We start from the raw sequence: 15,037 nt of genomic DNA, 5'->3' as shown, positions 1-15,037 counted from the left end.
ATGAAAAACAAGAACCGTCGTGATTTTCTGCGCGCGGCCGTCGAGGCCGCAGGCGCGACCGCCGCGCTGAACGTGATGCCGCTCGGCATTCGCCAGGCGCTCGCGATTCCCGCGAACAACCGTCATGGATCGATCGAGGACATCGAGCATATCGTCGTGCTGATGCAGGAGAATCGTTCGTTCGATCATTACTTCGGCACCTTGCGCGGCGTGCGCGGCTTCGGTGACAAGAGCGCGGTGACGCTGCCGGGCGGCAAGCCCGTTTTCAACCAGCCGATCGCGGCCGGCGCGGGCGAAGTGCTGCCGTTTCATCCCGGCGCGTCGAACCTCGGCCTGCAGTTCCTGCAGGATCTGCCGCACGACTGGGTGAGCGGGCAGGGCGCATTCCACGGCGGTCTGTACGATCAGTGGGTGCCGTTCAAGGGCACGACGACAATGGCGTATCTGCAACGCGACGATATCCCGTTCCACTATCAGCTCGCTGACGCCTTCACGATCTGCGACGCCTATCACTGCTCGACGAACACATCGACCGATCCGAACCGCTACTACATGTGGACCGGCTACGTCGGCAACGATGGCGCCGGCGGCGGTCCGGTCGTCGACAACGCGGAAGCGGGCTACGGCTGGTCCACGTTTCCCGAAGTGCTCGAGCGCGCGGGCATCTCGTGGAAGATCTATCAGGACATCGGCACCGGACTCGACGCGAAGCATTCGTGGGGCTGGACCGACGACGCGTACATCGGCAACTACGGCGACAACTCGCTGCTCTACTTCACGCAATATCAGAACGCGCAGCCCGGCAGTCCGCTCTACGAAAAGGCGCGTCGCGGCACGAACGCGGCCGTCGGCGACGATTACTTCGCGATTCTGAAGCGCGATGTGCAAGCGAACACGCTGCCGCAGGTCTCGTGGATCGTCGCGCCGGAAGCGTTCTCGGAACACCCGAACTGGCCCGCGAACTACGGCGCCTGGTATATCGATCAGGTCTTGCAGGTGCTGACGTCGAACCCGGAGGTATGGAGCAAGACAGCGCTCCTCATCAACTACGACGAAAACGACGGCTTCTTCGACCACCTCGTTCCGCCGTTCCCGCCGACTTCGAGCGCAAACGGCCTTTCGACCGTCGATACGACCGCCGAGATTTTTCCGGGCAGCGCGAAATACGCGAGCGGTCCGTATGGCCTTGGCGCGCGCGTGCCGATGCTCGTCGTGTCGCCGTGGTCCAAAGGCGGCTGGGTGTGCTCCGAAACCTTCGACCATACTTCCGTGATCCGCTTCATCCAGAAGCGCTTCGGCCGCGCGCATGGTCTGGCCGAGCCGAACATTTCGCCGTGGCGCCGGGCGATCTGCGGCGACCTGACGTCCGCGTTCGACTTCCGCAATCCGAACACCGCGATGCCCACGCTGCCCGGCACGAGCGGCTACGTGCCGCCCGACAAGTTGCGCCATCAGGACTACGTGCCCGTTCCGCCGACTACGCAGGCGATCCCGAAGCAGGAGCCCGGCGTGCGCGCCGCGCGCGCGTTGCCGTACGAGCTGTTCGTGCGCACACGTCCGTCGAAGGGCGCCGTGTCGTTCGATTTCGTCAACACCGGCGGCGTGGGCGCGGCGTTTCTGCTCTATCGCAACGCGAGCGCCGATGCGCCGCGCACCTACACGGTCGAGGCGCGCAAGCGTCTCGCGGACCGCGTCGCGGCGAATCCGGACGGCAGCTTCGACTTCGTCGTGCACGGCCCGAACGGATTTCTGCGGCGGATCGCGGGCACGGCGGACGCTCCGTCATCCGGCTGGTGGTCGCGCGAACAGGCCGCGCCGGAAGTCGCGGAAGGTTACGACGTCGCCAACGGCAATCTGCAACTGCGGCTCGTGAATCGCGGAACGGCCGCGTGCACCTTCAGCGTGACCAATGCGTACGATCCGTCGAAGACCATCACGCGGCGCGTGCGCGGTGGCGACACTGCGCAGGTCTACCTCGATCTGCGTGACGCCCACGGCTGGTACGACATCGAAATCAAGGTCGACACCGATCGCGCGTTCTTGCGGCGCCTCGCGGGGCACGTCGAGACCGGACGCGACAGCATGAGCGATCCGGCGCTAGGCGAATGACATCGACTGCAAGAATGGCTTGCTCAACGTAGTAGGTATCGCCGGCCGTGCGCATTCCAAACTTGCGCACGGCCGCGCGTTGGACGCATCTTCTCCCGACCACACTCCCTGACATTCCTGCCATCTCGGACGTTTTTTCCGATTCCGCCTCGTCAGGCAGCGCACATACGTGGGACATCACGCATTGCGAAGCGCAACGAAGCCTGTGAAGATCGAGCGTGCACGCCAGTTCATGCTTAAGATCGGGGCGACGGTGAAATCAAAATGGCACGCCGCTCGTCGTATCGCACCATCAAATCCAACAACGAATTGGGGTGCAACACGGAGACGGGGATGAGAGAACGAGCAACAGTGCTGCTGGTTCGTCACCAGTCAGTGCTGCTGGTCCGGGAGCGTGGCGGACCGTGGTTGCTGCCAGGCGGAGCGGTAGCATTCGACGAATTGACGATTATTGCGGCGATCCGAGCGCTGCACGAAGACACCGGGGTGCAGGCGAGTGCTGCCGCTTTTCTGTTTCAGCAGGTATCGGCGCATCATCTGCATCATGTCTTTCGCATTGCGATACCGGACGACGTGCATGTGCGGCCGAAAGCCGACGCCAGATTCCACGAATTGTTGTGGATCGACGCGCGCCAGCTTGCGAACGTCAGTGCGACGCCCGGCACCAGGGCCATCCTGACGCGTGCGATGGGCGGCGGCCGTGATTCCCCGAGGCATGCGTGGAGTCACGGTGGCGCGGAGTCGGAGGTGGCGGCTGGCTTTAGCCGACGTGGCCGCTAGCGCGGACCGGTTTCCCTTCGACTGACGATATTTCTTGTCTGCGCAAACCGCGCGGGCGCGTATTTCGCTGCGAAATGAATACTTTTTCGGCGAAGTTACGCCTATGCTACCGTTTGAAACGCTTGCGGGCGCTCGTGCGTGTATCGCCGAGCGCCCGTTGCAGCCTTGAGCAACGGAGGCATTCGCCCTTTGATTGGCGGAGGAAACCATGAAGCTCGTCAGCATGTTCGCCGGGACCGTCGGATTCGTGGCCGTGGTGGGCCTCTCATTGTTGGCGGTCGCGGACATTCTCTTGACAACATCCGACAAACCCACGGAGAAAGAACGCCTCGCGTGAGTTTGGGCCTTCTTATCGCCGAATGACCGGTTAATTGTCGGTCAAATAGGCGGCCGACTGTCGAAGAAACGTCGTATATCAGTTGAAGACATTCGAATGGCGGAATACTGTCTTTCGAAAATTGGCCGCAATAATTAATACACCGCGTATCGAAATTCGATTAATCGCGGTCGCGTCCGTCGCACGGCGCGGGGTGACGTGCACGACGCCTGCGTCCCGCGGAGCGCGCCGGGCATGGCTCCTTGCGCCGCCGGTCGTCGGAACAGACGTGCTTTCACCCATTTGTTCAGGGATTTGCGCGCACCGGATGCGTCGGAAAATCATGCTGCAGGTCGCGTGGTGGAAATCGGCCGATTAGCCATGTGATATAATCAGAAATAAATCAAAGTCATTCGGTCAAACTTTCAGCCACGGGTTTTATCTAATGCTTGATTCATCGCGGATGAGCGCGGAGGAAGCATGTCAGTAGTCGGTGTTATAGGCGCAATTGTTTTTTTCGCAATAATCGGTCTTGCATTGCTGGCCGTGTTCGAAATTATCTTTTCGCCTTCTTCCAGACATAAGGCAGATGAAACGAGCGAGCCGGGTCACAAGCGGCAGACCTGGTTTCGCAGGCGCGAAGTCGCCGTGCGCCGTGATGAGCCTTGATTCACGAAAAATTTTCCTGCTCCACCAACAAGGTAGGATCTCCGCCGCCATCGGCGAAGCAGCCTCCCGCCAAGCCGCCGATCATCACGCAACGCCGCATTTCCTGCACAGCCGTTCAAATCCCTCGCATTAATTAGCTGTCGCAACAGTGTGCGATAGCGCACCGCACGCACATTCCCCAGACTCTAGTCTTTCTTCGCCGGCATCAACATGAAATGGACTGTTCATCATTTCAAATGCCGGACCACAAAACATATAAAGACAGTTAAGCGTTTAGCTAAAGATGGAACTGCGATCGGCTGGCAAATCGCTGCTGTCTGAGGGAAAAGAAATGGCGCAACCCGCATATCCTTCCGTGCTCGAGTGGTGGACGCGCGTCGAAAAGCGGATCTACGGTGACTCCGACGAGACACCGCGGATCCCCTCTCATGCCCGTGCACCGCTCGTGGTCCTGTACGACGGCTGCGAGAACATCGAGGCGCTGTGGAAAGCGCTGCTCCAATGCCGAACTCCGCATATCCAGGTCGTATGGAAGTCGCCCGAATCGGACGAGATGCGTCTGCTGGCGGAATCGTATGTCGCGATACCGGAAAAGCTCTTCTTCCTGAAGTCGCTGCAGACGAGTCTGCGGCGCGTCGCCGTTCTCGTCGAGCGGGCGCAGAAGCGTCTGGAGGCGGCCTCGTCGCCTCGTGATCTTCCGCTCGTCAAGGCGAAGGCGCGGACGGCGCGTCTGTCGGCTTTCACGTCGGCGTGTTTCGCGTTGAGGCATCTCGGACGCAAGGTGCTGAACCAGCCGCTCAAGCTGCTGATTCAGCGCGGGCATTGGGTTCTGGCGTATCGTCGCACGGGCGCGGAGAACAGCGTCGAAGGAGACGAAAGCCGCAACTGGGTCACGCTTCCCGGCATGACGTCGCAGTTTCACGCCGATCCGTTCCTTTGGCGCGGCAAGAACGGCGACTATCACCTGTTCTTCGAGAGCCTTCCCTACGACACGAACCGCGGCACGATCAGCCATATCGCGTTCGATCCAGTCACGCAAAGGTGGCAGGAGACGCCGCGCGTCGTGCTCGACAAGAGCTATCACCTGTCGTACCCGTTTCTCTTCGAGCATGAAGGCGAGGTCTTCATGATCCCGGAGACGTGCGGCAATCGTACGATCGAAATGTACCGCGCCGCCTCGTTTCCGACCGACTGGGTGCTGCACAAGGTCATCATGCGCGACGTCGTCGCGGCCGACACGACGCTCTATCACGACGGCAAGACGTGGTGGATGTTCACGAGCATGACCGAAGACGGCGGATCGAACTGGGACGAACTGTCGATCTTCCACTCCGACAGCCCGTTCGGCGAATGGACCGCGCATCCGATGAACCCGGTCGTCTCCGACTGCCGTCTCGCGCGCATGGCCGGCAACCTGTTCAAGGATGGACAGAACCGCCTGATCCGTCCCGCGCAGAATTGCGAGCGCGAATACGGCGCCGCGCTGACGTTCCGCGAGATCACCGAACTCACGACGACGACCTACGCCGAACGGACCGTGTCGATTCGCACGCCGCCGCGCGGCCATCAGGGACTTCACACGTGGAATGCGGTCGGCGGAATCACGGTCATCGATCTGAAGACGCAGCTTCGCAAATGGAATCCGTGGCGCGGCCCGATGAGGCGCGCATGACGCAAACGGCGCCCGCGGCCAGTCGCGCGCGGGCAAGACAACCGGCGTGTGGCGCGTCGCACAGTGCGTGCCACGGGCGCCGGCTTACATTGATGACTCATCGGAGACTGGAAGCCGCATCGGGCAATATTTTGCGCGCGCGTCACACAGGTCATCCGGCGAGGCAGCCCATCGTCATAAAACACACCCGTCAACACCAGCATCTCCGCCAGCAGCGCGCGCGCCGGTTGCCTGGGGACGGGCCCATCGCAGAAAAACGGCAGCCGGGACCATGAAGCTTCTCCATGTCATCGTTGCGCTCAATGCGGACGGCGCTGAACGCATGCTTCAGCGCCTCATCGAGTCGCACATCGAAGATCCGCGGTTTCGTCACGTCGTCTGCTCGCTCACGACGACCGGCAAGGTCGGTGAAGAACTGGCCGCTCGCGGCATCGACGTGCATAGCCTCGGCATGCGTTCGCCGCTCGGCTTTCCGCGCGCGTTATGGCAGCTCGTCAAGCTGATTCGCAAGGTGCGCCCCGACATCATTCAGACGTGGATGTACCACGCCGACTTTCTCGGCGGACTCGCGGGACGGCTCGCGGCGCACAAGCGCATCGTGTGGGGCGTGCGCACCACCGACGTGAAATCGGGCGGCTCGCGCGTGACCGTGCTGTTGCGCAAGGTCTGCGCATGGCTTTCGTACTCCGTGCCGCAGGCGATCGTGTGCGCGGCCGAGGCATCGCGCCGGGCGCACGTGTCGGTCGGTTATGACGCGAGCCGCATGATGGTCGTGCCGAACGGGTTCGATGTCGCGCGCCTTTCCGCGACGCCCGAGCAACGCGCCACGATCCGCCAGCAATGCGGATTCGAGGACGGCACGGTCGTGGTCGGCATTCTCGGGCGCTTTCACCCCGTGAAGGATCATGAGAATTTCGTGCGCGCGGCGGGCATGCTCGCCGCGCGCCATCCCGACGTGCGCTTCATGATGGTCGGCCGCGATCTCGACGCGAGCAATCGCGAGCTCGCGGACTGGATCGCGAAGACGGGATTCGCGTCGCGCTTCGTGTTGCTCGGCGAGCGGCGCGACGTGCCCGCGTGTCTGTCGGCGATGGACGTGTTCTGTCTTTCGTCGCGCACGGAAGGCTTCCCGAACGTGGTCGGCGAGGCGATGGCGATGGCGCTGCCATGCGTCGTCACCGACGTCGGCGATGCGGCCATGCTCGTCGCGAACACGGGCGTGGTCGTCGCGAAGGAAAACACCGACGCGCTCGCGGCCGGACTGTCCCGCGTCGTCGACATGACGCCCGACGAGCGTATCCGTCTCGGCCAGATGGCGAAGGCGCGCATCCACGCCGAATTCACGATGATGCGCGCGCGCGAGCGTTTCGAAGATATCTACCTGCGGCTCGTCCAAGAAAAGTGAGCATCGCATAAGCGTGGCCTCTGGCCGCATCTGAAGGAGAACGAACATGTGCGGTATCGTCGGCTTTCTGGGTGGTCGCGGCTTCGGCCCGGGCGACTCGAAGACAACGGTCCGGAAGATGGCGCTTGCCATCGCCTATCGCGGACCCGACGACGCGGGCGACTGGACCGATGATCTGCGCGGCATCGCGCTCGGTCATCGCCGGCTGGCGATTCTGGATCTCTCGGCGGCGGGGCATCAGCCGATGTCGTCGGGCAGCGGCCGTTATGTGATCGTCTTCAATGGCGAGATCTATAACCATCTCGATCTGCGTGAGGAACTCGAAGACACGCAGCGTGCGCCCTTCTGGCGCGGAAGTTCGGATACCGAAACATTGATGGCCGGCTTCGATGCATGGGGCATTCAGGCGACCATCGAACGTGCTGTCGGCATGTTCGCGTTCGCCGTGTGGGACCGGCAGGAATGCCAGCTCACGCTTGCGCGCGACCGGATCGGAGAAAAGCCGCTTTATTATGGGTGGCAGGGGCAGGGCGAAGAAGCCGCGTTCGTGTTCGGTTCCGAACTCAAAGGGCTGCGCGAGCATCCCGCGTTCGAGAACAACGTCGATCGCGGCGCGCTGACGCTGCAGATTCGCCACGGCTGCGTGCCCGCGCCGTATTCCATCTTTGAAGGCATCTACAAGCTCGAACCGGGCAAGATGCTCACCGTGTCGCTCGAAAGGCGTGAGCCGCGCATCTGGGCTTACTGGTCGGGCGTCGAGGCGGCCGTGAATGGCGCCGCGCGCGGTTTTGCGGGCACTGCCGAGGACGCCGTCGAAGAGCTGGAGCACTTGCTCAGCGATGCGATCCGCCAGCAGATGCTCTCCGACGTGCCGCTCGGCGCGTTTCTCTCGGGCGGCGTGGACTCGTCGACGATCGTCGCGTTGATGCAGAAGCAGTCGTCGCGTCCGGTGAAGACGTTCACGATCGGCTTCAACGAAAGCGACTTCGACGAAGCCAAGCTCGCGAAGGCCGTCTCCGCGCATCTCGGCACCGAACATACCGAGCTGTACGTGACGGCGCGTGAAGCGCTCGATGTCATTCCGCGTCTGCCCGAACTCTACGACGAACCGTTCGCGGATTCATCGCAGATCCCGACGTTCCTCGTATCGCAACTCGCCCGGCAACACGTGACGGTGTCGCTATCCGGCGACGCCGGCGACGAGCTCTTCTGCGGCTATCAGCGCTACCGCACCGCGCCGGACATGTGGGACAAGATGACGGTGCTGCCGGCGTCGTTGCGCAAGCTGGCGGCATCGGGCATCGTCGGGATTTCGCCGAAGCGCTGGAACAGCATGGCCGGGCTGATGGAACCGATACTGCCGTCGTCCCTGCGCGGCGTGAAGGTCGGCGACAAGCTCCACAAGGGCGCGCAACTGCTGTCGTGCCAGTCGCGCGACGAGGTGTATCTGCATCTGATGTCGCAATGGAACGACCCGGCAGCGCTCGTGATCGGCGGTCATCAGCCGCCCACGCTGATGACCGGCAACGCGCCCGCCTTCACCGGCCTCGACGACGTGCAGCGCATGATGGCGCTCGACATGATCACCTATCTGCCCGACGACATTCTCACGAAGGTCGATCGCGCCGCGATGGGCGTCTCGCTCGAAACGCGCGTGCCGTTCCTCGATCATCGTGTCGTGGAGTTCGCGTGGCGCCTGCCGCAATCGATGAAGGTGCGCGACGGGCAAACCAAATGGGCGCTGCGCCAGGTGCTCTATCGTCATGTGCCGCGCGCGATGATCGAGCGGCCCAAGCAGGGCTTCGGCGTGCCGATCACGCACTGGCTGCGCGGCGAGCTGCGCGACTGGGCTGAAGCGCTGCTCGACGAATCGCGGCTGCGTCGCGAGGGCTTCTTCGATCCGGAGATGGTGCGGGCGAAATGGCAACAGCATCTGTCGGGCGAGCAGAACTGGCATCGGCAGTTGTGGAACGTGCTGATGTTCCAGCAGTGGCTCGAGCATCAGAACGCTTCGTCGATCCCGCTCTTCACGTCCCCCACGGCGGATCTCGCCGGCATGGCAGGCTGATATCGCCGGGCGGCGCTCACGCGCCGCTCATGACGATGTTTATAGCGAAAGGCCCTGGTCTAATGGACCAGGGCCTTTTTTCTTTGTGCGCGGACTCCTGCGATCGACGCGCCGTAGTCGTATCGCGTTTCACGGCGGTCGGATATGAGCGGAGAGAGTATGCCGATGCGCGACTCATAACGGCCGCCCCAAAGCGATAAAGGCACATGACGGCAAGCCCAAAGCCCAAAGCCCAAAGCCCAAAGCCCAAAGCCCAAAGCCCAAAGCCCAAAGCCCAAAGCCCAAAGCCCAAAGCCCAAAGCCCAAAGCCCAAAGCCCAAAGCCCAAAGCCCAAAGCCCAAAGCCCAACGCGAAAAGGCCCCGGTCGTATCGACCAGGGCCTTTCGTCTTTCTGCCATCTCCGGCGCGCATCGCGCCGGAATCGCGTGACTTCGATTTACTTGTGATGCGTCGTCTGCTCGGGCACGGCGGCGGGAACGACGGCCTGTCTGCTGCCCACGAGCCAGCGCGGCGTCTTGAACCGCACGATCGCGGTGTACAGCCAGACGTACGCGACGACGAACACGACCGCCGTCACCGCGAGCACCACCGGGTTGTGCCAGAAGAGCGAGGCCGGCACGATGCCGATCATGCTCAGCACCCACAGATACGGCGACGTGCGTGCGTTTCTGCGCTGGCGCTGTCGCGGATCGCTTCCTTTGCGCACGATGCGCTTGAAGATCAGCGTGTGCAGGTGGATGCCGTCAGGCGCGCCGACCGGCCTGCCGCGTACGATCCTGCGGCGGTAGATCGAGAACAGCGTTTCGAAGAGCGGATAGATCGCGACGACCATCGCATACCACGCGCAGACGGTCGGGTGCCGGGCGACCAGCAGCACGAGCAGCTCCGCGATCGTGAAGCCGATGAAGTACGCGCCACCGTCACCGAGGAAAATCGACGCAGCCGGATAGTTCCAGATCGCGAAGCCGCCGATCGCGCCGATCATCGTGAGCGCAGTGCTCATCACGAGCAGATCGCCGACTTCATGCGCGACATAACCGATCGAGCCGAAGATCAGAATCGACACGACCGCAGCGAGTCCGTTGAAACCATCGATGATATTGACAGCGTTGGTGAGCCCCGCGACCGCCAGCACCGTCAGGCCGATCGCGATGGGCGCGACGGAAAGAATCGGATCGACGAGCGGCAGATCCACACGGCCGACCACGCCGTTGAGCAGGAACGCGCCGAGGAGCGCCGCCAGCATCGCACTCAGAAGCCGCGCACGGACGCTGACGCGCTTCGTCAAATCCTCGATTACGCCACTTCCGAATGCCGGCGCCGCACAGAGCAGCAGCAGCAGGGATTCGTCGCGAGGATTTCCCCCGAAAATCGCGGCGATGGGAAAGGTCACGCAAGCCGCGACCATCAATGCGATGCCGCCGATCCTGGGGACCGGATGAGAATGATTCTTCTGAACCCCGTTCAAATCATGATCCAGGGAGAGCGCCCCGTAGCGCCCCGCGAATCGAACTATAAGTAGCGTCATGCAGAAAGAACTGATGAAGCCAAGCGCAAGGTTTAACATTTTTTTCACTCACGAAGAGGGCGCATCTCTTTTCGAATATCAAAACCCGAAAGCGTATGGTAGGTACAACCCCTGTCATTGTCCACGCATTTATGGCGCTTTAATGTGTGAAACCGAGCCTACCGGGATTATATTGGGACTTCCCCCGATTATTCATACAAACGCGATTTTAATATCCCATAAAAACACGATTTTCATATAAAGGACTTAAAATCCGTTTTAAAAGAATCGCGCGTAGTCGGTGCGCAAGCCCACCTTCGCACGCAGATTTTTGGGGGGTCGGTACGTTTTGCCACGGAGGGAGCGCGTGGGGCTGTCTCTATGCCTAGCATAGGCCGGAAGGAGCCTCACCGGTAGGCGAAAAAATGTCCGGAAATCGAACCCCGGCTAAACCGGCTTTCTTCATAAAATTAGCAGTTCGATTAAAAGCAATTATATGTGCGGTGCCGCGCATACAACAAGACCCGTTGTGATAATTTTCGATTTGCTCAAATGGCCCGCATACTCAATAAATTCTTAAAAGTGGGTTATAGAACACTCGGCCGCGTTGAAAGGTTCGATAAACAACAAAAATCGTCTTTGGGAATTTCTCTTTTTTTGAGTCGTGTGTTTCAATACGACTGCAATGCCGGGGCGGGATATTAACGGCCCTGAATGCCGGCCTGAATTCAAGAATAAGGAAATGGTGTTTGCGCCCTTTTGGGTGCGCTGCAAGTGTTTCGATCCGCATCCGGTGCGCATACCGCGCGCCGGTCCCATAAGAGCCTGTAACGAGACGTTCCATGAAAGTTAAAAATCAGGCGTCAGCCGTAACGGCCGAGACCGACAAAGAGATCGAGCTCACGTCGATTCTCGAAACGCTGGGCCGTCACTGGAAGATGATCGCGACGACCGTGGCGGTCGTCTTCAGCATCGGGGTGGTGTACGCGTATTTCTCCGCGCCGATTTATCAGGCAGGCATGCTCGTCCGGGTCGACGACTCGAGCAGCGCGCCGCCGACCGACTCACGCGACATGGTGAGGACCGCGGCCTCGATGTTCGACCAGCGGGCGACGGCCGAAGGCGAGATCCAGGTCATCGGCTCGAAGTTCGTGCTCGGTCCCGTCGTCGATGCGCTCAAGCTGTATATCCAGGCCGCGCCGCATCGCTTCCCGCTGATTGGCGGGATGATCGCGCGCACCACCGACGAAACGTCCACGCCGGGTCTGTTCGGTCGCGGCGGTTACGCGTGGGGCGCCGAATCGATCGACGTGTCCGCGTTCGACGTGCCGAAGAAGTTCGAAGGCCAGGAATACACGCTGCGCTATCTCGGCAACGGCCAGTATCAGGTTCGCGGCCCGGGCATCGAAACGGGCGTCGGCGGCCAGACCGGCACCGTGCAGCGCTTCGATACGGAAGCAGGTCCGATCTCGCTGCTCGTCGGTTTCATTCATGGCGAAAAGGGCGTCGAATTCGATCTCACCCGTAATTCACGCGTGTCCGCCATCAATCGCCTGCAGAACTCGCTGACGATCGCCGAGCAAGGCAACAAGTCGGGCGTGATCAGCACGTCGCTGGAAGGCAAGGACCCGGTGCTCGTCGCGGCGACCATCAACGAACTCTCGCAGATGTACATCCGGCAGAACGCCGATCGTCGCGGGATCAACGCCGAGAAGTCGCTCGAATATCTCGAGCAGCAGCTTCCCGACGCCAAACGTCAGATGGAATCGGCCGAGGACAACTACAACGCGTATCGCAACAGCCGGACGATGTTCAATCCGGACGAAGAAGGCCGCATCGTCATGCAGCAGGCTTCGCAGGCGGACGCGCAGTTGCTCGACCTGAAGCGCCGCCGTTCCGACCTGGCCGTTCACTTCTCGCCGTCGCATCCGAGCGTGGTGGTGATCGATCAGCAGATCGCGGCGACCGAGAAGTACATCAACGACCTCGCGGCGCGCGTCAAGGCGATGCCGGCGGCCGAGCAGGGCGCGCTGCGCCTGCAACGCGACGTGCGTGTGAGCACCGATGTCTATTCGGCGTTGCGCAACAACATCGAAACGATGCGCCTCATCCGGGCTGGCCGCGTGCCGACCGTAGAACTGCTCGACCGCGCCGAAGTGCCCGAGCGTCCCGTCAAGCCGGTCAAGGCGCTGGTGCTCGTGATCGCGGCAGGTATCGGACTGTTCATCGGCATCGTGCTGGCTTTCGCTCGCGACTTCCTGTTCAAGGGCGTGCTCGATCCGAAGGAACTGGAATCGAAGACGGGTCTTTCGGTATTCGCGACCATTCCGGACAGCGAGCGCCAGAAGGAACTCGCGAAGCGTATCGCCGACAAGCGGCCGGAACAGCTCGCGCTCGCCTCGCGTTATCCGACCGACCCGGCCGTGGAAGGCCTGCGCATGATGCGCTCGTCCCTGCACTATGCGCTGATGGATGCGCCGAACAACGTCGTGATGCTGGCGGGTCCGCTGCCGGGTATCGGCAAGTCGTTCGTGTCGGCGAATCTGGCGACGCTCCTGGCCGCCGGCGGCAAGCGCGTGCTGCTCGTCGATTGCGACCTGCGCCGCGGCCACCTGAACCAGTACTTCGGCCTGCCGCGCGGCAAGGGGCTCGTGGATATCGTCAACGGCTCCAGCACGCTCGAAGAAACCGTGCATCGCTCGGTGCTGAACAACCTCGACTTCGTGCAGAGCGGCTTCTATCCGCCGGACCCGGCCGAACTGCTTCTGTCGGACGCGTTCACGGAATCGGTGAGCCGCGCATCGGAGAACTACGACATCGTGCTGCTCGACGCACCGGCCATCCTGGCGGTGTCGGACACGGCGATCATGGCGCCCGTCGCGGGTTCGATCTTCCTGGTTGCGCGTTATGGGGATACGCGCTCCGGGGAAATCTCGGAGTCCGTGAAGCGGCTTGAACAGTCGGGCGCAAGCGTGACCGGCGTGCTGCTCAACGGCTTCAAGGTGCATTACGGCAACTACGCCCAGGCGCGTCAGTACGGCGGCTACGCCTACGCTGCCTACAAGGCCGACAACGAAGGCTAGAGCCTGACTCATCCGGCATACACTCGTGCTGGACCCCGAATCAAAAAGTAGTACTAAATAAACGTCCTGAGTCGTATAACGAGGAGAAGTGAATATGTTCTCGCCGCAAGAGTTGAAACTCGGCATCGTGGGCCTGGGTTATGTCGGCCTGCCGCTAGCCGTCGAATTTGGCAAGCGTCATCCTGTCGTGGGCTTCGATATCAACCGCGCGCGCATCAACGCGCTGAAGGAAGGCCGCGATGTGACGCTCGAAGTCGACGATGCCGAGCTGGCCTCCGCGACGTTGATGCAGTACAGCGCCGAAGTCGAAGATCTGCGCAACTGCACGGTCTTCATCGCCACCGTGCCGACGCCGATCGATCACTACAAGCGTCCGGACCTCTCGCCGCTGATCGGTGCGTCGACGACCATCGGCAGCGTGCTGAAGAAGGGCGATGTCGTCATCTATGAATCGACGGTTTATCCCGGCGCGACCGAGGAAGAATGCGTGCCCGTGCTCGAGAAGATGTCGGGCCTGAAGTTCAACGAGGACTTCTTCGTGGGCTACAGCCCGGAGCGGATCAATCCGGGCGACAAATCGCACCGTCTGCCGGACATCAAGAAGGTCACGTCCGGCTCGACGCCCGAAGTGGCCGATTTCGTCGACGAGCTGTATCGCGGGATCATCACCGCGGGCACGCACAAGGCGAGCAGCATCCGTGTCGCTGAAGCGGCCAAGGTGATCGAGAACACGCAGCGCGACGTCAATATCGCGCTCATCAACGAACTCTCGATCATCTTCAACAAGATGAATATCGATACCGAATCGGTGCTGCTCGCGGCCGGCACGAAGTGGAACTTCATCCCGTTCCGCCCGGGCCTTGTCGGCGGCCACTGCATCGGCGTGGACCCGTATTACCTGACGCACAAGGCGCAGGCGATCGGCTATCACCCGGAGATCATTCTTGCCGGGCGCCGTCTGAACGACAGCATGGGCAACTACGTCGTCTCGCAACTCGTGAAGACGATGACCAAGCGCGAAATCGCCATCTCGGGCGCGCGCGTGCTCATCATGGGCCTCACCTTCAAGGAGAACTGCCCGGACCTGCGCAACACGCGCGTGGTCGACATCATCGCCGACCTCAAGGAATACGGCGTCCAGGTCGACGTGTACGACCCGTGGGTGTCGAAGGAAGAGGCGCATCACGAGTACGGCATCGATCCGATCGACCAGCCGGCGAAGGGCGTCTACGACGCGATCGTGCTCGCCGTGGCGCACCGCCAGTTCGCCGATGAAGGCGCGGATGGCATCCACGCCTACGGCAAGGCGAAGCACGTGCTGTGCGACCTCAAGTACATCCTGCCGCCCGAGGCGAGCGACATGCGTCTCTGAAGCTCGGTGGCATCGGGTCAGCCGATGCAGGCCGTCGCACAACATCGCCGCGGTTC

General features: G+C 61.8%; 10 protein-coding genes. 9 read left to right on the top strand and 1 reads right to left on the bottom strand.

What is annotated here, in order from left to right:
- The 7 genes from ACEN42_RS25405 to asnB all read left to right on the top strand — a co-directional run bounded on the left by ACEN42_RS25405 (nucleotide 1) and on the right by asnB (nucleotide 9,019).
- Complete coding sequence (locus ACEN42_RS25405) at nucleotides 1–2,109, top strand: phosphocholine-specific phospholipase C (RefSeq protein ID WP_371884734.1); 2,109 nt, start codon at nucleotides 1–3, stop codon at nucleotides 2,107–2,109.
- Between the two features lie 264 nt (nucleotides 2,110–2,373).
- Nucleotides 2,374–2,889: an NUDIX domain-containing protein gene (locus tag ACEN42_RS25400; RefSeq protein ID WP_371884733.1), complete on the top strand. Its 516-nt coding sequence runs from the start codon at nucleotides 2,374–2,376 to the stop codon at nucleotides 2,887–2,889.
- A gap of 208 nt (nucleotides 2,890–3,097) precedes the next feature.
- The gene (locus tag ACEN42_RS25395) at nucleotides 3,098–3,226 is read left to right on the top strand and encodes a hypothetical protein (RefSeq protein WP_255503871.1); all 129 of its coding nucleotides are present in this window, start codon (nucleotides 3,098–3,100) and stop codon (nucleotides 3,224–3,226) included.
- 459 nt (nucleotides 3,227–3,685) lie between these two features.
- A complete protein-coding gene (locus tag ACEN42_RS25390; protein WP_187606947.1) occupies nucleotides 3,686–3,874 on the top strand; it encodes a hypothetical protein in 189 nt (62 codons plus the stop codon).
- 331 nt (nucleotides 3,875–4,205) lie between these two features.
- Nucleotides 4,206–5,546, top strand: a complete 1,341-nt coding sequence (locus ACEN42_RS25385) for a hypothetical protein (protein WP_238294869.1) — start codon at nucleotides 4,206–4,208, stop codon at nucleotides 5,544–5,546.
- Nucleotides 5,547–5,817: 271 nt separating this feature from the next.
- Nucleotides 5,818–6,951, top strand: coding sequence for a glycosyltransferase family 4 protein (locus ACEN42_RS25380; RefSeq protein ID WP_371884732.1), 1,134 nt, complete (start codon nucleotides 5,818–5,820; stop codon nucleotides 6,949–6,951).
- A gap of 46 nt (nucleotides 6,952–6,997) precedes the next feature.
- On the top strand, nucleotides 6,998–9,019 hold the full coding sequence (gene asnB, locus ACEN42_RS25375) for an asparagine synthase (glutamine-hydrolyzing) (RefSeq protein ID WP_371884731.1): 2,022 nt from the start codon (nucleotides 6,998–7,000) through the stop codon (nucleotides 9,017–9,019).
- Between the two features lie 436 nt (nucleotides 9,020–9,455).
- On the opposite strand, the gene ACEN42_RS25370 is transcribed toward asnB, so the two are convergent.
- The gene (locus ACEN42_RS25370; protein WP_371884730.1) at nucleotides 9,456–10,586 is read right to left on the bottom strand and encodes a glycosyltransferase; all 1,131 of its coding nucleotides are present in this window, start codon (nucleotides 10,584–10,586) and stop codon (nucleotides 9,456–9,458) included.
- Nucleotides 10,587–11,368: 782 nt separating this feature from the next.
- Here ACEN42_RS25370 and ACEN42_RS25365 point away from each other — a divergent pair.
- Nucleotides 11,369–13,609: a polysaccharide biosynthesis tyrosine autokinase gene (locus ACEN42_RS25365; protein ID WP_371884729.1), complete on the top strand. Its 2,241-nt coding sequence runs from the start codon at nucleotides 11,369–11,371 to the stop codon at nucleotides 13,607–13,609.
- A gap of 94 nt (nucleotides 13,610–13,703) precedes the next feature.
- Nucleotides 13,704–14,981 carry a Vi polysaccharide biosynthesis UDP-N-acetylglucosamine C-6 dehydrogenase TviB gene (gene tviB, locus ACEN42_RS25360; RefSeq protein ID WP_371884728.1) on the top strand — a complete coding sequence of 426 codons (1,278 nt, stop codon included), beginning with the start codon at nucleotides 13,704–13,706 and terminating at the stop codon, nucleotides 14,979–14,981.
- Nucleotides 14,982–15,037: the final 56 nt, after the last annotated feature.

The organism is Caballeronia sp. S22 (assembly GCF_964261745.1).
In the GTDB taxonomy this organism is placed as follows: Bacteria; Pseudomonadota; Gammaproteobacteria; order Burkholderiales; family Burkholderiaceae; genus Caballeronia; species Caballeronia jiangsuensis.
Note: the sequence above shows the minus strand (reverse complement) of the source record. Positions and strands in the feature narration are given on the sequence as shown.